At 43.7% G+C, this 22292-nt stretch carries 28 protein-coding genes and 1 riboswitch; of the genes, 24 read left to right on the top strand and 4 right to left on the bottom strand.

Annotated features, from left to right (window positions below):
* The first annotated feature begins 29 nt into the window (after positions 1–29).
* Complete coding sequence (locus PHA78_RS00790) at positions 30–389, top strand: DUF1033 family protein (protein ID WP_024377796.1); 360 nt, start codon at positions 30–32, stop codon at positions 387–389.
* A 144-nt stretch (positions 390–533) separates the two neighbouring features.
* Here PHA78_RS00790 and PHA78_RS00795 read toward each other — a convergent pair whose 3' ends face one another.
* The gene (locus PHA78_RS00795) at positions 534–1484 is read right to left on the bottom strand and encodes a S66 family peptidase (RefSeq protein WP_272158320.1); all 951 of its coding nucleotides are present in this window, start codon (positions 1482–1484) and stop codon (positions 534–536) included.
* An 85-nt stretch (positions 1485–1569) separates the two neighbouring features.
* Between PHA78_RS00795 and comGA the strand changes: the two genes are divergently transcribed.
* The 13 genes from comGA to PHA78_RS00860 all read left to right on the top strand — a co-directional run bounded on the left by comGA (position 1570) and on the right by PHA78_RS00860 (position 12957).
* Positions 1570–2520, top strand: coding sequence for a competence type IV pilus ATPase ComGA (gene comGA, locus PHA78_RS00800; protein ID WP_043026808.1), 951 nt, complete (start codon positions 1570–1572; stop codon positions 2518–2520).
* Positions 2432–3469 carry a competence type IV pilus assembly protein ComGB gene (comGB, locus tag PHA78_RS00805; RefSeq protein WP_272158556.1) on the top strand — a complete coding sequence of 346 codons (1038 nt, stop codon included), beginning with the start codon at positions 2432–2434 and terminating at the stop codon, positions 3467–3469. The genes comGA and comGB overlap by 89 nt, the downstream gene beginning before the upstream one ends.
* A gap of 1 nt (position 3470) precedes the next feature.
* Positions 3471–3752 carry a competence type IV pilus major pilin ComGC gene (gene comGC, locus PHA78_RS00810; protein WP_272158321.1) on the top strand — a complete coding sequence of 94 codons (282 nt, stop codon included), beginning with the start codon at positions 3471–3473 and terminating at the stop codon, positions 3750–3752.
* A complete protein-coding gene (gene comGD / locus PHA78_RS00815) occupies positions 3733–4140 on the top strand; it encodes a competence type IV pilus minor pilin ComGD (protein WP_272158322.1) in 408 nt (135 codons plus the stop codon). The genes comGC and comGD overlap by 20 nt, the downstream gene beginning before the upstream one ends.
* Positions 4112–4405 carry a competence type IV pilus minor pilin ComGE gene (gene comGE / locus PHA78_RS00820; RefSeq protein ID WP_272158323.1) on the top strand — a complete coding sequence of 98 codons (294 nt, stop codon included), beginning with the start codon at positions 4112–4114 and terminating at the stop codon, positions 4403–4405. Before comGD ends, comGE begins: the two co-directional genes overlap by 29 nt.
* Entirely contained in the window at positions 4392–4826 is a 435-nt protein-coding gene (gene comGF, locus PHA78_RS00825) for a competence type IV pilus minor pilin ComGF (protein WP_172115686.1), read from the top strand. Before comGE ends, comGF begins: the two co-directional genes overlap by 14 nt.
* Complete coding sequence (gene comGG, locus PHA78_RS00830; protein WP_272158324.1) at positions 4804–5331, top strand: competence type IV pilus minor pilin ComGG; 528 nt, start codon at positions 4804–4806, stop codon at positions 5329–5331. The genes comGF and comGG overlap by 23 nt, the downstream gene beginning before the upstream one ends.
* Before the next feature lie 56 nt (positions 5332–5387).
* Positions 5388–6341: a class I SAM-dependent methyltransferase gene (locus PHA78_RS00835; protein WP_272158325.1), complete on the top strand. Its 954-nt coding sequence runs from the start codon at positions 5388–5390 to the stop codon at positions 6339–6341.
* 49 nt (positions 6342–6390) lie between these two features.
* Positions 6391–7578, top strand: coding sequence for an acetate kinase (locus tag PHA78_RS00840; protein ID WP_105202630.1), 1188 nt, complete (start codon positions 6391–6393; stop codon positions 7576–7578).
* 125 nt (positions 7579–7703) lie between these two features.
* Positions 7704–7850, top strand: a riboswitch (THF riboswitch).
* 44 nt (positions 7851–7894) lie between these two features.
* Complete coding sequence (locus PHA78_RS00845; protein WP_202105774.1) at positions 7895–8446, top strand: folate family ECF transporter S component; 552 nt, start codon at positions 7895–7897, stop codon at positions 8444–8446.
* A 53-nt stretch (positions 8447–8499) separates the two neighbouring features.
* On the top strand, positions 8500–9762 hold the full coding sequence (locus PHA78_RS00850) for a bifunctional folylpolyglutamate synthase/dihydrofolate synthase (protein WP_272158326.1): 1263 nt from the start codon (positions 8500–8502) through the stop codon (positions 9760–9762).
* 172 nt (positions 9763–9934) lie between these two features.
* Positions 9935–12634: an SEC10/PgrA surface exclusion domain-containing protein gene (locus PHA78_RS00855; protein ID WP_272158327.1), complete on the top strand. Its 2700-nt coding sequence runs from the start codon at positions 9935–9937 to the stop codon at positions 12632–12634.
* A gap of 182 nt (positions 12635–12816) precedes the next feature.
* Positions 12817–12957, top strand: coding sequence for a putative holin-like toxin (locus tag PHA78_RS00860; protein WP_099875943.1), 141 nt, complete (start codon positions 12817–12819; stop codon positions 12955–12957).
* A 319-nt stretch (positions 12958–13276) separates the two neighbouring features.
* On the opposite strand, the gene pepA is transcribed toward PHA78_RS00860, so the two are convergent.
* Entirely contained in the window at positions 13277–14338 is a 1062-nt protein-coding gene (pepA, locus tag PHA78_RS00865) for a glutamyl aminopeptidase (protein ID WP_029184956.1), read from the bottom strand.
* Between the two features lie 131 nt (positions 14339–14469).
* Between pepA and PHA78_RS00870 the strand changes: the two genes are divergently transcribed.
* The 5 genes from PHA78_RS00870 to ytpR all read left to right on the top strand — a co-directional run bounded on the left by PHA78_RS00870 (position 14470) and on the right by ytpR (position 17171).
* Positions 14470–14574, top strand: coding sequence for a type I toxin-antitoxin system Fst family toxin (locus PHA78_RS00870; RefSeq protein WP_125175873.1), 105 nt, complete (start codon positions 14470–14472; stop codon positions 14572–14574).
* A 199-nt stretch (positions 14575–14773) separates the two neighbouring features.
* Positions 14774–15058: a DUF4651 domain-containing protein gene (locus tag PHA78_RS00875; RefSeq protein ID WP_002940015.1), complete on the top strand. Its 285-nt coding sequence runs from the start codon at positions 14774–14776 to the stop codon at positions 15056–15058.
* Complete coding sequence (locus tag PHA78_RS00880; RefSeq protein WP_272158328.1) at positions 15055–15375, top strand: thioredoxin family protein; 321 nt, start codon at positions 15055–15057, stop codon at positions 15373–15375. The genes PHA78_RS00875 and PHA78_RS00880 overlap by 4 nt, the downstream gene beginning before the upstream one ends.
* 197 nt (positions 15376–15572) lie before the next feature.
* Positions 15573–16529 (top strand): DUF1002 domain-containing protein, encoded by a 957-nt coding sequence (locus PHA78_RS00885; protein WP_272158329.1) that lies wholly within the window; start codon positions 15573–15575, stop codon positions 16527–16529.
* An 18-nt stretch (positions 16530–16547) separates the two neighbouring features.
* A complete protein-coding gene (gene ytpR / locus PHA78_RS00890) occupies positions 16548–17171 on the top strand; it encodes a YtpR family tRNA-binding protein (RefSeq protein ID WP_029178036.1) in 624 nt (207 codons plus the stop codon).
* 32 nt (positions 17172–17203) lie between these two features.
* On the opposite strand, the gene PHA78_RS00895 is transcribed toward ytpR, so the two are convergent.
* Positions 17204–17983 (bottom strand): DUF2785 domain-containing protein, encoded by a 780-nt coding sequence (locus PHA78_RS00895; protein WP_272158330.1) that lies wholly within the window; start codon positions 17981–17983, stop codon positions 17204–17206.
* Between the two features lie 54 nt (positions 17984–18037).
* On the opposite strand from PHA78_RS00895, the gene PHA78_RS00900 reads away from it, so the two are divergent.
* Positions 18038–18433, top strand: coding sequence for a single-stranded DNA-binding protein (locus PHA78_RS00900; protein ID WP_014637328.1), 396 nt, complete (start codon positions 18038–18040; stop codon positions 18431–18433).
* Positions 18434–18786: 353 nt separating this feature from the next.
* Here the strand turns inward: PHA78_RS00900 and PHA78_RS00905 are convergent, their stop codons facing one another.
* Positions 18787–18948, bottom strand: coding sequence for a hypothetical protein (locus PHA78_RS00905; RefSeq protein WP_153958514.1), 162 nt, complete (start codon positions 18946–18948; stop codon positions 18787–18789).
* A gap of 197 nt (positions 18949–19145) precedes the next feature.
* Here PHA78_RS00905 and groES point away from each other — a divergent pair, with 197 nt between their 5' ends.
* The 4 genes from groES to rpsG all read left to right on the top strand — a co-directional run bounded on the left by groES (position 19146) and on the right by rpsG (position 22192).
* Complete coding sequence (gene groES / locus PHA78_RS00910) at positions 19146–19427, top strand: co-chaperone GroES (protein ID WP_014637330.1); 282 nt, start codon at positions 19146–19148, stop codon at positions 19425–19427.
* A gap of 10 nt (positions 19428–19437) precedes the next feature.
* A complete protein-coding gene (gene groL / locus PHA78_RS00915; protein ID WP_272158332.1) occupies positions 19438–21060 on the top strand; it encodes a chaperonin GroEL in 1623 nt (540 codons plus the stop codon).
* Between the two features lie 231 nt (positions 21061–21291).
* Positions 21292–21705 carry a 30S ribosomal protein S12 gene (gene rpsL / locus PHA78_RS00920; RefSeq protein ID WP_002940030.1) on the top strand — a complete coding sequence of 138 codons (414 nt, stop codon included), beginning with the start codon at positions 21292–21294 and terminating at the stop codon, positions 21703–21705.
* A gap of 16 nt (positions 21706–21721) precedes the next feature.
* Entirely contained in the window at positions 21722–22192 is a 471-nt protein-coding gene (gene rpsG, locus PHA78_RS00925; RefSeq protein ID WP_002940031.1) for a 30S ribosomal protein S7, read from the top strand.
* Positions 22193–22292 lie beyond the last annotated feature (100 nt).

Consider the following 22292-nt stretch of genomic DNA (forward strand, 5'->3'; position numbering starts at 1 on the left):
TAATGTGTACGAAAAAGGAAGTATGTGTTATGTATCAAGTTATTAGAATGTATGGAGATTTTGAACCCTGGTGGTTTTTAGATGGTTGGGAAGAAGATATAGTTAGTAAGACGACCTATGAACGTTATGAGGATGCGCAAAAAGCATTTCAGAAGGAGTGGGTACGGCTATCAGAGGATTTTCCAATGAAGAAAAGTAAGAATGGCACAATGGTGGCTTTTTGGGATGAATCAGACCAGCATTGGTGTGAGGAATGTGATGAATATTTACAACGGTATCATTCGTTGATGTTGGTAGAAGCGAGAGAAAATTTACCGGCTGGTTTTATTAAGCAACCTACGCAACCTCGTATGCGCCCCTGCAAATTAAAACAAAATATAGTCATTTGAATTAACTTTGATACATCGTCACTTTCGGCTTGCCGTACTCTAGTACAGCCTGCATCTCAGTTCCTTGTCTGAAAGCTAATTCATTCGACTATAATTGCGTAAATGAATAATAAAAAAGGATTGACCTTTGCGGGTCAATCCTTTTTAGCTAAATCTGATAGTAAATGCTTCCGCATCAAGCTCAACATACCCGCCAATTTGAATGGTAAACAGAGGCTGGGTATGGGCAAAATCCAAATCGTAGAGAACAGGGATGGTTTTGAGAATAGGGTGCTTGTCCAAAATCGCCAACAAAATCTCCTGGGTCATCTTGGTTTCCTTAGGAAAACGACCGAGGACAAGAGCCTGTGGATTTGGATAGGCTTGTAGAAGAGCTGTCAAATGACGAGAGATAATGAGATAATCGTCGTCTTCCGCCTCTTCTAAAAATAGAATATAGTTGTCTGGTCTGGGTGCGAACTCTGTCCCAGTCAGTAGGTTGAGGGTTGAGATGTTTCCGCCGATGGCAATACCAGAGGCCTGGCCTGGATTGTAGACTTTCCACTCTGTTGGGTAAAAGGTGCGAGGGGCATCTGGTAGGTACCAGGCATCGCTAGACCATTCAGGACTCGGAGTCAGATCATAGGAATCTTGTGTCACAGCCTTGAGCCAGGCTTCTGTTTGATAGGCTTGGCCCTGTATCATTTTGAAGCTTGAATAAGCTGGCCCCATGTAGGTTTGCATGCCTGTCTTGGCGTAGATGGCATTGAGCAGGGCAGTAGTATCCGAATAACCGCAGAAAATTTTCGGATGGCGGGCGATTAGGTCAAAATCCAGATAAGGCAGTAGTTCGTTACAGTTGAAACCGCCAATGGTTGTCAGAATGGCATCGACCGATTCATCTGCAAAAGCGGCTTCCAAGTCCGCAACACGACTGGCAATCGGAGCAGAATCGAACATATCGTTTTCAAAATAATGTTCTGAGAAAGAGAGTTTGAAGCCCAGTTCTTCCAATTTTTCCTTGGCAGCAAGATTGGCCTCAAAACCACCAATTCTTTCAATAGACGAAGAAGGACTGACTACGCGTATGTGGTCGCCTTTTTTTAATCTTTTCATAGGAACCTCCAAGCTTTTTTATTATTTTAACAAAAAAGTATGGAAAATCAAGTTTCCTTACGAATTGATAGGGTGAGGAGGTTGTATGATTCAAGAAAAAGCAAGAAAGATGATTGAAGAGGCGGTGGCAGATAGGGTCAGTGACATCTATCTAGTTCCTCGAGGTGAGTGTTACCAAGTCTATCATCGTATCATGGACGAGCGGGAATTTGTGCAAGACGTGGCTGAGGAGGAAGTAACAGCCATCATCAGCCATTTCAAGTTTTTAGCAGGTTTAAATGTTGGTGAAAAACGCCGTAGCCAGCAGGGTTCCTGTGACTATGATTATGGGAGCGGAGAGATTTCGCTTCGCTTATCAACAGTCGGTGATTATCGTGGCAAGGAAAGTCTGGTTATCCGCCTGCTCTATGACAATGACAAGGAACTCAAGTTCTGGTTTGAGGCGGCCGAGCGACTTGCAGAAGAAATCAAGGGACGAGGGCTCTACCTTTTTTCGGGTCCAGTCGGCTCTGGTAAGACCACACTTATGTACCATCTTGCCAGGCTGAAATTCCCAGACAAGCAGATTTTGACCATTGAAGATCCAGTCGAAATCAAGCAGGAGGACATGCTGCAACTCCAGCTCAATGAAGCCATCGGAGCCACCTACGATAATCTGATTAAACTGTCCCTCCGTCATCGACCGGACCTGCTCATCATCGGTGAAATTCGGGATGCAGAAACGGCTCGAGCAGTCATTCGAGCCAGCCTGACGGGAGCTACCGTTTTCTCAACGGTTCATGCAAGGTCTATTTCGGGTGTTTATGCTCGTATGTTGGAATTGGGGGTCAGCCCCGAGGAGTTAAATAATGCCCTTCAAGGCATTGCATATCAACGCTTGATCGGGGGAGGAGGTGTAGTGGATTTTGCAAATGGAGACTACCAAAACCATTCCGCAGACCAGTGGAATGAACAAATTGATCGCCTTTTTGCAGCAGGACATATCAGTCTTCGGCAGGCAGAAACAGAAAAAATTACCCTTGGCTCGCCAGCGTAAGGTCATTGAACTGTTTAACAATCTCTTTGCCAGTGGCTTTCATCTGGGAGAGATTGTTGATTTCCTCAAACGTAGTCAGCTTCTGGCAGATCCCTATACCCAGGTCTTGTCAGATGGGCTGTTAGCAGGCAAACCCTTTTCAAGTTTGCTGGCGGATTTGCGTTTTTCAGATGCGGTGGTCACGCAAGTAGCTCTGGCAGAAGTTCATGGCAATACCAGTCTGAGTTTGGGCCATATTCAGTCCTATCTGGAAAATGTCAGCAAGGTTCGTAAAAAGCTGATTGAGGTGGCGACCTATCCAGTTATACTGCTTGCTTTTCTTCTTTTGATTATGTTGGGTTTGAAAAATTACCTTCTGCCCCAGTTGGAGGAAGGTAATGCAGCGACTATGCTGATAAATCATCTGCCGACTATCTTCTTATCCCTCTGTGGACTTAGTTTGGTGGCGGTCTTAGCTGGTATGGTTTGGTTTCGCAAAACCAACAAAATCAAGGTCTTTTCCTGCTTAGCTGCTCTGCCATTTTTCGGAAAATTCATCCAAATCTATCTGACGGCCTATTACGCCAGGGAGTGGGGGAGTTTGATTGGGCAAGGCTTGGACCTGCCGCAGATTGTGGGCTTGATGCAATCGCAGCAATCGCAGCTCTTTCGGGAGATTGGCCAGGACCTGGAGCAGTCGCTTTCCAATGGTCAGAGCTTTCACGAACACATTAAGACCTACGCCTTTTTTAAGCGGGAGCTGAGTTTGATTGCCGAGTATGGTCAGGTCAAGTCCAAGTTGGGGAGCGAGTTGACAGTCTATGCAGCTGAGTGTTGGGAGGATTTTTTCTCTCGGGTCAATAGAGCCATGCAGCTGATCCAACCGCTGGTCTTTCTCTTTGTGGCCTTAATGGTCGTTCTCATCTACGCAGCCATGTTGCTGCCGATTTATCAAAATATGGAGTTATAAAATGAAAAAATTAATTGAAAAGAAGGTAAAAGCGTTCACTCTGGTGGAAATGTTAGTCGTTTTGGGGATCATTAGCCTGCTCTTGCTCCTCTTTGTGCCAAATTTGAGCAAACAAAAAGAAGCGATTAAAGAGTCCGGGGGTACAGCTGTCGTTAAAGTCGTAGAAAGCCAGATGGAACTTTATGCATTAGAGCATGATAAGGAAGCAACGGTGGCAGATTTACAGGCGGCTGGCTATATTACTGAGAAACAAGCAGAAGAGTATGCTAAGGCGAAAAAATAAGGCCTTCACTCTTCTAGAAAGCTTGCTGACCTTATTTGTTGTTAGTTTTTTGGCAGTTTCTTTGTCGGGAACAGTGCAGACCGTCTTTCAGTCTGTTCAAGAAGAGATTTTTCTCTGGGAATATGAGGCCATCTATAAAGACAGTCAGAAATTGGCGGCCAGTTCTCACCAAACAGTAAGTCTAGCTATCGGTGGACAGGAGGTTACGAATGGTTATCAGTCTGTACAGGTACCCAGAAATGTAGAAGTATTGGAAGGGAAGACCATCACATTTGAAGAAGATGGTGGAAATTCCTCACTGTCTAAAATTCGTTTTCGGTTTAGTCGAAAAACAGTCACGTATCAATTATATATAGGGAGTGGTCGCTATAAGAAAACAGAAGAATAAGGCTTATATTTTGCTAGAAAGTCTGGTTGCCCTTGCGACTCTAGTGACTATTTGCAGCTTGATTTTATCAGCGGTGGATGCAGGTCGCAGGCGACAGGCTTGGGAATTGGAACAACAGGAGGTTCTCAATCTAGCTCAGATGGCCGTGCAGACCGAGCAAGATGACCTATCCTTAAACGGAGTTGCAGTTCAGGTTCAACGGACTTCGGATAGAGTTGCGGTTTTCCACGAGGGAAAGGAGGTTTTATCGGTTGTTAAAAAGTAAGGTTCTTGCTTTTACCCTATTGGAATGCTTGGTGGCTCTAGTTATCGTTTCAGGCAGCCTCTTGATTTTTGAAGGCTTGTCAAAGTTGTTGGTTCAAGAAGCACATTACCAAGGTCAGACCGTTCAAAAGGAGTGGCTAGTATTTTCTAGTCAGTTGCGGTCGGAATGGGACCAGTCGGAATTGGTCAAGGTTGAAAATGGCAAGGTCTATGTCAATAAGGATGGACAAGCATTAGCCTTTGGCAAGTCACGTTCGGATGATTTTCGGAAAACAAATGACAGAGGGCAGGGCTATCAGCCCATGATTTATCAAGTAGACAGCGCAGCCATTTCCCAAGAAAACCAGCTGGTGCGCATCGACTTTAGCTTTAAAAACGGAGAGGAGCGGACCTTTATCTATGCTTTTAAAGAAAAAAGTTAAGGCTGGCATCCTACTCTATGCCCTTTTGATGCTGGCGGTTTTTAGTCTCTTGCTTCAGTTTTATCTCCACCGCCAAGAGGCTGAAAGTCAAATAGCTCAAGTAGCTAAGCAAGAAGCGACAGCCTACATCATGGCCCAGATGGTCTTGGACCAGGTTGAAGAGGAATTGCAAGAGCGTGAAGCGATTGCCAAGAAGGTAGCAAGTCAAACAGATGAAATGAAGGAAGATAAAGAAACAGCTAGTGAAACGGCTAATATTAAGGAAGAAGGGGAGGTACAAGAAACAACAAGCACTAAGCCAGAACCAACTACAAAATCAGTTGACACATCATCAACTCAAAACGTGGAAAGCAAACCAATAGAAGATAAGGGAGCGGTCACTTTTCAGGAGGGTCAGGCTCGTTATCAACTTAAAGGAGACCAACTATTGGTTACAGTTGAGTTAACAAGTGATGGTCTGTATACCTATCAATTTCCTTTGGGGCTATCATCAGAAGGAGGGTGAGTTGACTTGCTCCCCTTTTTGGTGCAAAGTCTGTGAAATTTTGATAAGATAAGAGTATGAATTTTGAAAAGATCGAACAGGCTTACGACCTACTATTAGAAAACGTACAGACTATCCAAAACCAGCTAGGTACCAATATCTATGATGCCATGATTGAGCAAAATGCTGCTTACGTAGCTGATCAGCATGAGACGGACCTTATTATCAATAATAACAAGACCTTGAAACAACTAGATTTAACCAAGGAAGAATGGCGTCGTGCCTACCAATTCTTGCTCATCAAGGCCAATCAGACTGAACCCATGCAGTACAATCACCAGTTCACACCTGACTCTATCGGATTTATCCTATCTTTTCTAGTAGACCAATTGGTGCCGACTCAAAAGGTGACGGTTCTAGAAATTGGTTCGGGGACAGGCAATCTAGCTCAGACCATTCTCAACGCCAGTCAGAAAGAATTGGATTACTTGGGGATCGAAGTGGACGACCTCTTGATTGATTTGTCGGCAAGTATTGCGGATGTCATGCAGGCAGAGATTTCTTTTGCCCAGGGCGATGCGGTACGTCCGCAGATTTTGAAGGAAAGCCAAATCATTCTTGCGGATTTGCCGATTGGTTACTATCCAGATGACCAGATTGCCAGCCGTTATCAGGTTGCCAGTTCAAATGAACATACCTACGCCCACCATTTGCTCATGGAACAATCCCTCAAATATCTGGAAAAAGATGGCTTTGCGATTTTGTTGGCTCCAAATGATTTATTGACTAGTCCGCAAAGCGATTTGCTGAAAGGTTGGTTACAGGAGCAAGCCAATATTGTTGCCATGATTGCCCTGCCACCAAATCTCTTTGGGAAGGCTGCTATGGCCAAGTCTATTTTTGTTTTGCAAAGGAAAGCAGCTAGACCTCTAGCGCCGTTTGTTTATCCCTTGCAAAGTCTTCAAGAACCAGAAGCTATTCAGAAGTTCATGCTCAATTTCAAAAATTGGAAGCAAGAGAATGCAATTTAAGTGAAAATCTGTTATACTATTTAGGAAAACGCTTTAAAAGAGGTAAGATATGTCAAAAACAATTGCAATTAATGCAGGTAGTTCAAGTCTGAAATGGCAACTTTATCAAATGCCAGAAGAAACAGTATTAGCGGCAGGGATTGTTGAGCGCATCGGTTTGAACGATTCCATCTCAACAGTTAAGTATGATGGGAAGAAAGAAAGTGAAGTTTTAGATATTCCTAATCATACAGTTGCGGTTAAGATTCTCCTAGAAGACTTGCTTAAACACAACATCATTGCTGCTTACGAGGAAATTACTGGTATCGGACACCGTGTTGTTGCAGGTGGAGAGATTTTCAAAGAATCAGCTGTTATTGGACCAAAAGAGGTTGAGCAAATTGAAGAGCTAAGTGCTTTGGCACCGCTTCATAACCCAGCACACGTAGCAGCAATGCGTGCATTTGAGGAAGTACTACCAGAAGTTTTGAATGTAGCTGTTTTTGATACAGCCTTTCACACTACGATGCCAAAGCATGCCTATCTTTATCCGATTCCACAAAAGTACTATACCGACCACAAGGTTCGTAAGTATGGAGCGCACGGAACTAGTCACTATTATGTAGCGCATGAGGCAGCAAAAGTATTGGGACGTCCGATTGAGGAATTAAAATTGATTACGGCTCACATCGGAAATGGTGTATCTATTACTGCCAACTACCACGGTCAATCAGTTGACACTTCTATGGGCTTCACTCCTCTAGCTGGTCCAATGATGGGAACTCGTTCGGGAGATATTGATCCAGCGATTATTCCTTACTTGATTGCAAATGTTGATGAGTTGAAGGACGCTGCGGATGTTGTTAACATGTTGAATAAACAATCAGGTTTGCTTGGTGTATCGGGTTATTCAAGTGATATGCGTGACATTGAATCAGGTTTGGAAGCTAAGAACCCAGATGCAGTGTTGGCCTACAATATTTTCATTGACCGTATTAAGAAATTTATCGGTCAGTATCTTGCAGTTTTAAATGGGGCAGATGCTATTGTCTTCACGGCAGGTATGGGTGAAAATGCACCGCTTATGCGCAATGACGTAGTAGAAGGCTTGTCTTGGTTTGGTATTGAGTTGGACCCAGAAAAGAATGTATTTGGCAACTATGGTGACATTTCAACGGCAGAATCAAAAGTTCGTGTCTTGGTTATTCCGACGGATGAAGAATTGGTTATTGCGCGTGAAGTTGAACGTTTGAAATAAGAAAAACGAACTGGTAGTCGGAGACTGCCAGTTTCTCTTATAGTTTATACCTTTAGAAAGGTATAGTTTTTAGCAAGTGGTCAAAATATATAGTGTGTGATACAATAGACTAGCAAAGAAATTTGCACAGAGTAGATGGTTTGCGTCAAGTGTATGTGGATGGGATGTTGCCACATAACGAAGCTAGCTTTTGGTTGGGGTTGATGTCTGTTTTGGTCGGAACATCGAGTCCTTAGCTAAAAGTGGCGCGGTAAACCATTGCATCCGCTGTCGAATACACACGACAGCTCCATTTTTTGAAAAAGGAGCATTTTTTATGGAAAAGAAAATTCCAAAACTAACGGTGCAGTTGTTGACTGCTATTGCTATGACCCTTGCCTTGGTTATGGTTGTGGAGAACTATTTCTCCATTCGGATTTCAGAAACCTTGCAGGTTCAGTTTACCTTCATTCCCAATACTATTTTGGGAGCTATTGCTGGTCCGGTTTGGGCAGCTGTCTTTGCGGCTATTTCAGACCCAGTCTTTGTCTTGTTTAGCGGGCAAACGGTCCTCTTTACTTGGATTTTGATTGAGGCGGTATCGGCTTTTATCTATGGCTGGTTCTTCTATCGAAAACCGCTAGACACCAAGAACAAGGCTGATTGGCTCTATGTTGCAGGGGTTGTTGTCTTGATTCAGGTTGTGATTTCCTTTATCATGACACCGATTGCCCTCCATTTCCATTTTGGAACACCTTGGATTGTTCTGTATAGCAGTCGTCTGATTAAGGCAGTTTTTGAAATTCCATTACGGATTGTCGTGACCATGCTTGTCTTGCCAAGTTTACAAAAAATACCTGAATTGGCCAAGTTAATGGGCATTAAATAAAACAGTATCAAGCAACAGGTCATCCCCCTGTTGCTTTTTATAGAGAGGGAATCATGAATTATCAAGAAACTCGCCGGTGGCTATCTAGTCGTCCTGCATCAGATTTAGAAAATGGTGTTGCACGTGTCAACTGGCTCTTGGAACGCTTGGATAATCCCCAACTTCAAGTGCCGACGGTTCACTTCGTAGGGACAAATGGCAAGGGCTCGACCCTCAACGCCTTGCAGTCCATCTTGCAGGCTTCGGGTTACACGGTCGGCCGCTTTACATCACCGTCTATCATTGATTTTCGAGAGCAGATTGTCTTTGAGCAAGAGATGATTTCGGAGGAGGATTTTGCGAGGATTGTGACAGACTTGCAACCCTTGATTGAGGACTTGGACCAGACGGCTGGACTGGATGCCATCTCGGAGTTTGAGATTGTAGTAGTGGCTATGTTTGTCTATTTTGCCTACTACCAGCGTCCTGATATTCTCTTGGTGGAGGCAGGCATGGGCGGTTTGCAGGATGCGACCAATGTCCTTGCCCCATTGGCAGTAGTTTGCCCGTCCATCGGCTTGGACCATCAGGCTTTTTTGGGAGAGACCCACGCTGCTATAGCCCGTCACAAGGTTGCTGTCTTGCGTGAGGGGGTTCCCCTCGTCTATGCGACCGATTTGCCAGAAGTGGTGGCAGTTTTTGAGGAGCAGGCCCGTCAGCTTCAGAGTCCGACCTATGCGGTGGGGCGGGAGATTCTTTTGGAAAATAGCAGAGCAGGCTTTGCAGTCTCAAGTCCTCTCGGCCGTGTTGAGGGTTTGAGGCTACAGATGCAGGGGCGTCACCAGGAGGTCAACGCAGCCTTGGCAGTGACAACTGCCCAGCTCATCAGCCCTCATTTTCCAACAATTACCAATGAAACCATCCGCCAGGGCTTGTCCCAAGCCATCTGGCCAGGCCGTTTAGAGTTGATTAGACCTAATCTCATGATTGACGGTGCCCACAATAATGAAAGTATCGCCGTCCTGACAGAACTCTTGGAAGATAAGTATGGTGACAGAGATATTGAAATCTTCTTTGCAGCCATCAATACCAAGCCTGTGGACCAGATGTTGTCCCAACTCAGCCAATTTGGACCTGTTAGCGTGACGACCTTTGACGATTTCAGAGCGGTGCAGCTGAACGATTATCCGTCAGGCTATGAACGGGTGCAAACCTATCAGGAATGGTTGGAGCAGGCGGACTTGGACAATCCCAAAAAACTCTACCTGATTACAGGGTCGCTTTATTTCATTACTTATGTGAGGAAGTATATATTGGAAACGATGCTGTACAATTAAAAATTAGCACAGGAATTTAAAATGCATGTAGTTAGAAAATGAACACATGCATTTTTTGTTATATTTCTGGAAAAAATCATGCAAAAAACTTGACAAAATGCCTGCTATACTAGTATAGCAGGGCTTGACACTTCGGCCAAGCCCTTCCTATTAGCCTAAACAGGAGGAAATAATGAAAAAGAACAAGTATATATATGGCACAATTGCGGCAACTACTGCCATCACCCTTGCAACCGTTGGTGCATCTACCGTATCAGCAGACACACAATACGGTATTGTTTTAAACCGTGTGACTGGTGAGTGGCAAACTGTCAATCGTACCACAGGCGAAATTGTAAAATCTGAACCAAATGGTACATACTCTACATATGACGAAGCAAACGCAGGTTTATCCTCATGGTTAGAAACTCAAGCATCAACTGTTGAAACACCAGCAGTGGAAACTACAGCTGTCGAAACATCTAAAACATCAGCTGATGTTAAACCAGCTCTTGATGCTCAACAAGCTGTTGTTGATGCTACTGTAGCTGAAACTAACCAAGCTCAAGTTGATGCAGATGCAGCTAACCAAGCTGTTACCACTGCTCAAGCAGACGTTGATACTGCAACCCAAGCTGTAGCTGACGCAGAAGCAAACACTGCTAAAGCAACACCAGAAAACATTGCAGCTAACCAGTCTGACCAAACAGCTAACCTTGCTGACCAAACAGCAAACGCTGCTGAAACAGATGAAGTTAATGCTGAAATCACAGCACAAACACAAGCTGTTGCAGATGCACAAACTGCTGTTGATACTGCCCAAGCAGAAAAAGACCAAGCAGATAGCGCAGTAGCATCTAAAGAAGCTGATGTTAAAGCAGCTCAAGATGCTCTTTCTGGTACTGGTCTTGCAGAGGCTCAAGCAACTCTTGACCAAGCTACAGCTGATGTCAAAACAGCACAAGATAATGTTACAACTGCTACTACAGCCGTTGATACAGCTAAAAAGGCAGATGCAGAACGTCAAACTGCAATTGATGCCGCAACAACTGACGTTGCAGTTAAAACAGATGCTGTAACAACTGCTTCAGCAAAATTGACCGCTGCACAAGATGCGGTTAAACAAACAACTGATGCAGTGACTAAAGCTACTGATGCTGTCAAATCAGCACAAGATGCTCTTGCTCTTACAAATGCTGATACTGTTACAATTGTTATGCCAGATACAATTGTTTCAGATGAAGTGAAACAAAGAAATGGGTATACATCAAATGTTTCTAACTTTAAAACAGCTTATGAAAAGTATATGAAAAATAGAACCAGCCAATGGTCACTAACATTGACTGGTCAAGGTGTTAAGGTGGCTCAAGCCTCAAGCACCACTATCAGTCCAGCTGATAAAAACAAAATTGTCAACATTGATGCCTTAACAGATGAACAATTGCAAGAACTTGCATTATACAATCTACAAGTTGTAAACGCAGTGCGTCAACTATTTGGTGCACAACCACTTACCCTCAATACAGGGTCACTTAAAGCAGCTAAAAATCAAGCTGACAAATATATCGCTCGTAATAAATCAATTATGAGTGCAGGTCATGTTTCTGGCGGTGATTACTTCGGTGAAAATGTTTCAAATCTTCGAAATACAACAACAATGTATGATTTGAAAAAAGAAATTTATGATGCCGTTACATATATGGCATTTGCAGATGCACCATCAAGCTGGGGTCATCTATTCAATACTTTGATTGGTGCACCTAACCTTGGTGTCGCATTTGCCACATTTGCTGGACAACCACATATTATCAACGTATTTGGTGTCTACACAGGTGCAGAAATCACCAATCCAAATGATACAACAACTCTTCAAGCAACACTTACCAAAGCACAAGCTGAACAAACTGAAGCACAATCTACATCAGACAAAGCTAAGTCTGACTTAACTGAAGCAAGTGATGCTTATGCTAAAGCGCTTGGTGCTAAAACTGCAGCAGAAAAAGTTCTTGCTGATGCAATGGCTACACCTCTTCAAACACAAGTCGCAGAAAATAATCTACGTCTTGCAGAAATCGCTCTAACAAACGCTGAAGCTCGCAAAGCTGATGCACAAAAAGCAGTTGACAACTTCTCAGCAAATCTTGCTGAAAAGAAAGCAGCTCTTGATACTGCTAAAGCTGAACTTGCTACAGCACAAGCTACTGCAACTGCAAAAGCTGAAGCTCTTAAAACAGCTCAAGCTAACCTTGCAACACAACAAGCAACACTTGATAGCTTGAACAAAGATAAAAACGCTCTTCTTGCAGAAAAAGACCGCTTGGTTGAAGAAGCTAAAGCACTTGCTACTGAACTTAAAGGTTATCTTGAAGCTGGTACTAAGCTAAAAGAAGCAAAAGCTGAGTTGTCTGAAAAAGAAGCTACTCTTAAAGAAGCACAAACTAAAGCTGAAACAGCAAAAAACAAACTTGAAACTGTTACTGCTAAACTTGCTGAAGAAGAAAGCAAATTGGCTGAACTTCAAGCTGAGTACAACAAACTCAAAGACCTTGAAGACAAAGCAAAAGACAATGTGATTGCAACGCTTCCAGACGGAACAATTGTTGCAGTACCAAAAGATGCACCAACTGCTGCTGAAAAACCAGCTGTTGATGTAGATGCAGTCAAACAAGCTCTTGATAAAGGTCAAGATGTAACAGTTGTTGACGGGGAAGTTGTGGTGACGAACCCACAAGCAGGTGTCACCGTCACACCACAAGGTATTACTTACTCACGTGTAGAACGTGCTAAGACCTTGCCAAACACAGGGGAGCAAACAAGTTTGTTGGCACTCGCAGGTGTGGCAGTATTATCTAGTCTTGGTCTTGCAAGTGCAAGAAGACGCAAACAAGGATAGGTAGCGAATATGAAAAAAATCTTCTTACTATGACAGTAGGAAGATTTTTTGGATTGCTAAAAATTTCGGAAAGACTACGCTATTCCAACAATTTTTAGGGATGAAATATGATACACTAGATGAGTAGAAAAGTGAAGACGGTAGCTCTTGATTTTCTGAAAGTGAGGTGATGCCTATGGGCAATTCATCAAAATCTGACGGAAAGGAGGAGCGTTCTTTTGACAGCTTTTGAAGTTGTGCAGACGATTTTAAGTTTCGGTGGTTTCACAGTTGCTTTGATTGGTTTGGGCTATAAAATCTTCAAAGATGAAGACAAAAAATAACCCGTCCCCACTTTTGCGCGAGTAGGACGGATTAAATCTGTAATACGAGCCACCGTCTTTTTAACGGTTCTACATTCGGAGCTGGATTGCCGTCCAGCTCTTTTTCCATTTTTATTATAACAGATTACATGTAAAATGCAAATAATCTGTTAATTTGGAGATTCGTTTGCTATAGGTTTGTTTCTTATAGTAGGCTCAGACTTATCGGTGAATGCCAGAATATGACGATACAGGTTAGAGAGCGTTTACTGATATATTATTTTAAACTGGCAAGATAGTTTCAGCGATCATAGGGTACTTCTTCGCTTTGCATAATTGTCTAATAATTCTTGATCAAATCAACCGTTGAGCGGTCTAGCTTTTTAACGATGGCTTGCAAGAAGGCTTGAGCCTCTAGGAAGTCATCCATGCTATAGAGGGTTTGATGTGAATGGATATAGCGAGCGCAGACACCGATGGTTGTCGATGGAACGCCATGATTTTTCAAGTGGGCTGCACCAGCATCTGTTCCACCTTTACCACAGTAGTATTGGAATTTGACACCAGCCTCCTCAGCAGTCGTCAAGAGGAAGTCTTTCATATTTTTTAACATGATATGACCTGGGTCATAGAAACGAAATAGGGTACCATCTCCGATTTTTCCTTGGTCACCATAGATGTCGCCCGCTGGTGAGCAATCAACAGCAAGGAAAATGTCTGGATTGAATTTGGTTGTAGAAGCATGAGCTCCACGTAAGCCAACCTCTTCTTGCACATTGGCCCCAGCAATCAACTGATTTGGTAAAGCTTGACCGGATAGGCTTTCCAGCAATTCCGTCACCATAAGGACACCGAAGCGGTTGTCCCAAGCCTTAGAAATAACATTTTTTCCGTTGGCAGTAAGGATAGTTTCATTTTTGGGAACCAGGACATCCCCCGGACGAACACCGAAAGCCCAGGCTTCGTCATAATTGGCAAAACCAGCATCGAAAATAATATCAGCAATGGCAGGCATGCCAGGAGCGTTAGCCCCCCGTGAAAGGTGAGGTGGTACTGAGCCTGAGATGGCTGGAATGGTACGACCGTCCTGCAACTGAAGAGTGAAGGCTTGGCTAGAAACAACCAGAGGATTCCAGCCACCTAGCTCGACAACACGGAAAGTACCGTCTGGCTTGATTTGGCTAATCATAAAGCCAACCTCATCCATGTGAGCGGCCACTAGGATACGAGGAGCATTTTCAACAGCCGTATCCTTGATGCCAAAAATTCCACCTAGCCCATCTGTTTCAATGCGGTCCACGTGTGGCGTGATTTTCTGGCGGATGTGGTTGCGAACCTGTCCTTCAAATCCCGGTAAGCTTTGCAATTCTGTAACTTCTTTAATTTTTTCAAAAAGAGTCATTCTTCTTCCTCCATGACATGATTACTACTATTTTATCACGAAGAGCTAGACTTGTCTTGAAAATATGGATAGTATTGACAAGAATGCTTGAAGTTTGCTAGGATAGAAATGCCCCTCAAAATAGAGAGGAGGTGATTGCCTTGTTGTTCGAACTTCTCACATTGTTCGTTGCACCTATTGTATCAGGTCTTGTGTTGATACTCTTTGAGTATTGGCTCAACAATCGCAACAAATAGGCCCCAGGGGCAAAAGAAAACCCTCAACGCTGGGAACGTTGGGGGCTTTTTGATTGCCGATGTATTATCGAACTTCTCACTGTAAGACCATTCTATCTATTTTTAAGTCTTTTGTCAAGTGGTGCGAGTTTGTCTCAGCTGTCACAAGTCCAATGGCATTTTTGGGAAAAATCCGGAGAAATATGATAAAATAGTCAACATGAAAAAGAAGAAGACAGCCTTGCTAGCAGGCTTATTGGGGGCAGGTGTGCTCACCGCTAGTGCTCAATTTTACCGTAAAATCCAAGAAGACCGTAAAAAAGCACAGGCCTTGCAGGAGGTGCGTGACTTTTTCGCTGATTTAGGAGAGATTGCCACGGTCTATGTGGATGAAACAGCCTCAACTCGTGACCAGCTTATTGGCGGGGTTGTGATGGAGGCAGGACAGGTGTTTTTATTTGAAAATACCCAAGGTTCTATTCAGTACAGGGAGGAAGAAAGATGATTTTTCCAACAAAGCTTGAAGAAGTGGCTGCCTTGATTGAAGATGGCAAGCCAACCGTTTTTCTATTTGTGACGACTTGGTGTGGAGATTGCCACTATATCAAACCGCATTTGCCAGCTATCGAAGAAGCTTTTCCAGATCTCCGTTTTGTGCAACTGGATCGAGATGACTTTATGCCTTTGGCACAGGAATGGGCTATTTTAGGCATTCCAAGTCTGGTTGTTTTGGAAAATGGTAAGGAAATCGGTCGTTTTGTCGATAAGAATCGCAAGACCAAGGAAGAAATCATGAACTTCTTATCTAGACTGGGTAGGTAAATCGAGGCTGGGCTCAAGTCCAGCGCCACTTCTCAGGGTTTGTGTCAACATCTCAGCGCAGTGGTTGATTGGCAGATTTGTTCGTGTTTTACACTCCAAATCTGACCTAATCAACTGTGCGGGGGTGGGAAAACGAACTCTTCTATGGATGGTCGAGTTCTTTCCCACTCCCATTTCCCGAAAGAAAGGAATACAACATGAAGAAATCACTCGGAAAAATCCTGTTAGCACCCGTGGTGCTGGGGTTGAGTTTAAGTTTGGCACCGTTGGCTCAAGCGGAAATTCAGACGGATGTTATCAATGAAAAATGGGGCAAGCCGACACTGGTCTATGGTGGTGGTTTGTCAGATGCCCAGGCGACAGAGGTCAATAGTTTGCTTGGTATTTCGGATGTCAATAACGTCAGCCGCCAAATTGTGTTGGGTACGGATATGGACCAATATTTAGGTACATCTGGAGCGGACACAGCCTCCCTCTATTCATCTGTCTTGGTGCAAAAGCAGGATGATGGAAAAGGGGTTGTGGTGGATATTAAGACGCCACAGAATATCACCTTGATTACCAAGACCCAGTATGCCAATGCGGCCATTACTGCCGGTGCAACAGACGTCTTGATTGATGTTGCGGCACCCATTCAGGTGACGGGAGAGTCCGCTCTGACAGGTGTTTACAAGGCTCTCGCAGCTAATGGTGAAACAGTTGATCCGGCTCGGACAGAAGTAGCCCAGCAAGAACTAACTACTGTTAATGAAGTAGCGACAGCCCATGCTGGTGATGAACAATTTGACAGCTCTGCTTTGGATAAGGCAGTAGCAGAAATCAAGACAGCTCTTGCGGATTACAAGCAATCCAATGGTCAGGTGGCTTCTGAGGCAGACATCAACACCATCATCAATGATGTTTTGGCCCAAAACGGTTTGGAAAATGTCATCACAGCAGATGAAATTTCTAAGCTAGTCACATTTGCTAAAGCTTATCAGGGAACCTCTGCTATTGATTCGGCGGAAGTGGCTGCCCAGCTCAACCAGTTCAAGCAACAGGCGGAGCAACAAATTTCAGAAGCCTATAAGAATCTACAAGATTCAGGGATTTTAGAAAAAATCGGAGCCTTCTTTGAAAATCTTTGGAAAGGCTTGACCGGTCTATTTGCATAAAGGAGAAATGAAAAAGAAATGATTTTTACATATAATAAAGAACAGGTCGGCGATGTCCTCATGGTCATCGTTGCAGAAGACAAGGGACAAGCTGTCCAGTTTGAACGTAAGGGTCAAGTGGCGCGTGTTTTCTTAGCAGAAACGGGTCAAACAGTTGCTTGGAATATCTTTGAAGCATCAAGTTTGGTTGAGCTTGCTGGAAATGGTCAAGTTTTCTTGACAGATGAGCAGGTTACGACTTTGAATGCTGCATTGGCTAAGGAAGGTTTTACTGAAAGTTTGGCCAACGACAATAGTCCGAAATTCGTTGTCGGTCAGATTGTGGAACTGGTTCCTCATCCAGACAGCGACCACCTCAATATCTGTCAGGTCAATGTTGGGGACAAAACAGTGCAAATCGTAGCCGGTGCCCCAAATGCTGCCCAAGGATTGAAAACCATTGTGGCTCTTCCGGGAGCAATGATGCCGAGCGGTAGCCTTATTTTCCCAGGGAAGTTGCGTGGCGAAGATAGCTTTGGTATGATGTGTAGCCCACGTGAATTGGCTTTGCCAAACGCACCGCAAGTCCGTGGCATTATCGAATTGGACGACTCCGCAGTGATCGGAGAAGCACTTGATCCAGCTAAACACTGGAAGGGATAGAAAAAGAAGAATTGGTCAGGTGGCCAATTCTTTTATGCTGGTTCAATTTTTCCTTCAATAGCCTGTTCGATTTCTTCGGTCAAGGCCTGTTGTGATTTGAGTTGGAAATAAAGACTAGACAGAAAATGTTGGAGATTGAGCCACCGGAAGTAGTCTACTGGTTCTTGATTTGGAAAGTCCAGCTTGCTAATCCATTCCGTCAGCTCTTGGCTTGACACTTTTTCATTTAGCAGGAGGTAGACAGGGATTTGTGCCAGACGGATTTCCTCGCCAGCTGAGAAAACTTTACTTTGTTTAGATAGACAAGTGACAATAGTTTGCCAGACTTCTTTGCTTTTTTCAGCGGGAAATTGATCATGACAGCTTGCGGCCAGAAGAAAATCAGCTCCGTGGGTAGCTGTGTGAACCCAGCCAAATTTTTCATCGTAGCCAGACCAGTCATTTTCAATCGCCAAATAATCCAAGGCCTGCTGGAAGAGGAGTTCGTGGTCGTTAGTGCTTAAAAATGCATGATAAATAGACTCTGGCTCATTATCGACAGACAGCAGAAGACAGTAGAGCAAGCAAGTAAAACTTCGCTTTAGTGTGGAGCCTTCTAGGGAAAATGGCTTGGTTTCTTGAGAGAATTGCAGTAGCGACTGTGCTTGTTCTCTTGTAATCAAGCCCTTCAAAAAGATATGGCAAAAACTAGCATAGACCAGTTCGTCGCGTATAGCAGGATCAGGATGACCGATGTTTTCCAGCAACCAAGCCAGTTCGGCATTGGTATATGGTTGGGAGGTCTGTATCTTTTCCATCAAAAATTCTTTCATAATTTTCGCTCCTTTTCTAATCCTTCTACGAATAAATAAGTAGGAGGATATAAAATGTATAATAAAGTTATTTTAATCGGTCGCTTGACGGCCCAACCCGAACTCACTCAAACACCAACTGGCAAAAATTTGACTCGTGTAACTGTCGCAGTCAATCGCCGATTTAAGACAGAAAACGGTGAGCGTGAAGCAGATTTTCTTAATGTTATTTTCTGGGGCAAACTGGCGGAGACACTTGTTTCTTATGGTAGCAAGGGCAGTCTGATTTCTATTGACGGTGAGTTGCGAACGCGAAAATACGAAAAAGACGGCAGCAACCACTATGTGACTGAAATCTTAGGACAATCCTTCCAGTTGCTCGAAAGCCGTGCCCAACGTGCCATGCGTGAAAATAACACTGGTGATGACCTAGCAGACTTGGTCTTGGAAGAGGAGGAATTACCGTTTTAAAGCAATATCAGTCCCAAGACCGATGGAGCGTATTGAAAAATAGGCTATACTATAGTCAATCCTAAATATTTTTCATATCTCCTTAAAAACACCGACGAAAGTTGGTGTTTTTTGCTACTTATTTTCTATATTTCCACCATTCTATCAGCATGATAATTAGAGAAAGTAGGAGAACTCCGTAAAAGAAAAAGATGATGTAATGAGGGTGGGAAAAGAGAAGCAACCAGACTAGCCAGAGTAGATAGGCGGTTGAGCAAAAGGCAAGACTCCTCTTCTCAGGTCTGGTGTCAACATCTCAGCGCAGTGGTTGATTGGCAGTTTTGTTCGTGTTTCACACTCCAAATCTGACCTAATCAACTGTGCGGGGGTGGGAAGACGAACTCTTTTTGACCAGTCGAGTTCTTTCCCACTCCCCAAAAGCCTAATTTACGTTTTAAAAACCATTCGGCAAAACTTTCGTGGGCAGAAAATCGACTCTCAAGGTAATCTGTTTTTAAATCTCTAAAAAATTTCATGAATCCCCCCTAACTTGTTAAAAATAGTATAACATAGTTTACCAACAATGAATAGGTAAATTCTGTCTCATACTTAAGAAGGATTTTCACGAAAAAGGAATAGAATTTTCTTGACTATTTTTGACCAAGTGATACAATAGGAAATGTGAGTTAGCACTCGCATGTAGAGAGTGCTAAAAAGACCAGGAGGTAATAGAATGTTAAAACCATTGGGCGATCGTATCGTCGTAAAAATTGAAGAAAAAGAACAAACAGTTGGTGGCTTTGTCCTTGCAGGTGCAAGCCAAGAAAAGACAAAAGAAGCAAGTGTCCTAGCGATTGGACAAGGAATTCGTACCTTGAACGGTGACTTGGTTGCCCCAGCGGTGGCGGTTGGAGATACTGTTTTGATTGATGCTCACGCAGGATTGGAAGTTAAAGATGGGGACCAAACCGTTCACATCATCCGTGAAGCAGACATTTTGGCAATTGTAGAATAGAGGTAGAAAAATGGCAAAAGAAATTAAATTTGCAGCAGATGCACGTGAAAGCATGGTCCGTGGTGTCGATATTCTGGCGGATACTGTCAAAGTAACCTTGGGTCCAAAAGGTCGTAATGTTGTTTTGGAAAAAGCATACGGTTCACCACTTATTACAAACGACGGTGTAACCATTGCCAAAGAAATTGAGTTGGAAGACCACTTTGAAAATATGGGTGCCAAGCTGGTATCCGAAGTAGCGTCAAAAACCAATGACATCGCTGGTGACGGGACAACCACTGCAACTGTTTTGACCCAGGCTATCGTACGTGAAGGCTTGAAAAACGTAACTGCAGGTGCCAATCCAATTGGTATCCGTCGTGGTATCGAGGCTGCGGTTGCGACTGCGGTTGAAGCCTTGAAAGCACAAGCAAGCCCAGTATCCAATAAAGCTGAAATTGCTCAAGTCGCAGCCGTGTCTTCACGTTCTGAAAAAGTTGGTGAGTACATTTCAGAAGCTATGGAGCGTGTGGGTACAGATGGTGTTATCACCATTGAAGAATCTCGCGGTATGGAAACTGAGCTGGATGTGGTTGAAGGTATGCAATTCGACCGTGGTTACCTCTCGCAATACATGGTAACAGATAATGAGAAAATGGTGGCAGAACTTGAAAATCCATTCATCTTGATTACAGATAAGAAGATTTCTCATATCCAAGATATTTTGCCACTCTTGGAAAGCATTCTCCAGACTAGTCGTCCGCTCTTGATTATTGCTGACGATGTGGATGGCGAAGCTCTTCCTACTCTTGTTCTCAACAAGATTCGTGGTACCTTCAACGTTGTTGCAGTCAAAGCTCCAGGCTTTGGTGACCGTCGCAAAGCTATGTTGGAAGACATTGCGATCTTGACAGGCGGTACAGTGATTACAGAAGACCTTGGTTTAGACTTGAAAGATGCGACCATTGAAGCACTTGGTCAAGCTGCCAAGGTTGTGGTTGACAAAGATGGTACAACCATTGTTGAAGGTGCTGGAAATCCAGAAGTCATTGCCAACCGTGTCGCTGTTATCAAGTCACAGATTGAAGTGACGACTTCTGAATTTGACCGTGAAAAATTGCAAGAGCGTTTGGCTAAATTGTCAGGCGGTGTTGCAGTTATCAAAGTCGGTGCCGCTACTGAGACTGAGTTGAAAGAAATGAAACTCCGTATCGAAGATGCCCTCAATGCAACACGTGCCGCAGTTGAAGAAGGGATCGTTGCCGGTGGTGGTACTGCTCTTGTCAATGTAATTGATAGCGTAGCGAAATTGGAATTGACAGGCGACGATGAGACAGGACGCAATATTGTCCTACGTGCCTTGGAAGAGCCAGTTCGTCAGATTGCCTATAACGCAGGTTATGAAGGTTCAGTTATCATTGATAAACTGAAGAATTCAGAACTTGGCACTGGCTTTAACGCAGCGACTGGCGAATGGGTCAACATGATTGAGGCAGGTATTATTGACCCTGTTAAGGTGACTCGTTCTGCTCTTCAAAATGCAGCTTCCGTAGCCAGCTTGATTTTGACGACAGAAGCAGTCGTTGCCAACAAGCCAGAACCAGCCGCTCCAGCTATGCCACAAGCTATGGATGGAATGGGTATGGGCTACTAAGAAATAGCAAAATGACACAGCTACTTGGCTGTGTTTTTTTCTTGAAAATTTCAAACATATCTATTTGACAATGGGTTTGGGATGTGGTACTATATTAGACGGTACTTTTTACTTTTGGTCTCTCAAGAGTGTACAGGGACGTGCTGACAAATGTTGCAAAAGTACACACAGATAGGGGTTGTCACCAATGCCCTATCACCAAAAATAAAAAATATATACAGGAGAATGTAGATGCCTACAATTAACCAGTTGGTACGTAAACCACGTAAGTCTAAAGTAGAAAAATCTAAATCACCAGCTTTGAACGTTGGTTACAACAGCCGTAAAAAAGTTCAAACAAACGTTTCATCACCACAAAAACGCGGTGTTGCAACTCGTGTTGGAACAATGACACCTAAAAAACCTAACTCAGCCCTTCGTAAATTTGCTCGTGTACGTTTGAGCAACCTTATCGAAGTTACTGCTTACATCCCAGGTATCGGTCACAACTTGCAAGAACACAGTGTGGTTCTTCTTCGTGGTGGACGTGTAAAAGACCTTCCAGGGGTACGTTACCATATCGTTCGTGGTGCACTTGATACTGCTGGTGTAAACGATCGTAAGCAAGGCCGTTCTAAATACGGTACTAAACGTCCAAAAGGCTAAGAAGGGGGAAATATAAATGAGTCGTAAAAATCAAGCGCCTAAGCGCGAAGTATTGCCAGATCCATTGTATAACTCAAAATTGGTAACTCGTTTGATTAACCGTGTTATGTTGGACGGTAAACGTGGTACTGCTGCATCGATCGTATACGGTGCCTTTGATCAAATCAAAGAAGCAACTGGCAATGATGCACTTGAAGTATTTGAAACAGCAATGGAAAACATCATGCCTGTACTTGAAGTACGTGCACGTCGTGTCGGTGGTTCTAACTACCAAGTCCCAGTTGAAGTTCGTCCAGAGCGTCGTACAACACTTGGTCTTCGTTGGTTGGTAACAATCGCTCGTAACCGTGGTGAGCACACTATGATTGATCGCCTTGCGAAAGAAATCATGGATGCAGCAAACAACACTGGTGCAGCTGTTAAGAAACGTGAAGACACCCACAAAATGGCAGAAGCAAACCGCGCATTCGCACACTTCCGCTGGTAAGATAGGATATTTTAGCGTTAAACAAATGCTAGCCAAAATAGGAAAATTGACGAAGAAACTTCAGTTTCTAGGAGATTTTATCTTTTTGGCAGACATTTGT

It is taken from the genome of Streptococcus sp. HN38, assembly GCF_028335765.1.
Lineage (GTDB): Bacteria > Bacillota > Bacilli > Lactobacillales > Streptococcaceae > Streptococcus > Streptococcus suis_P.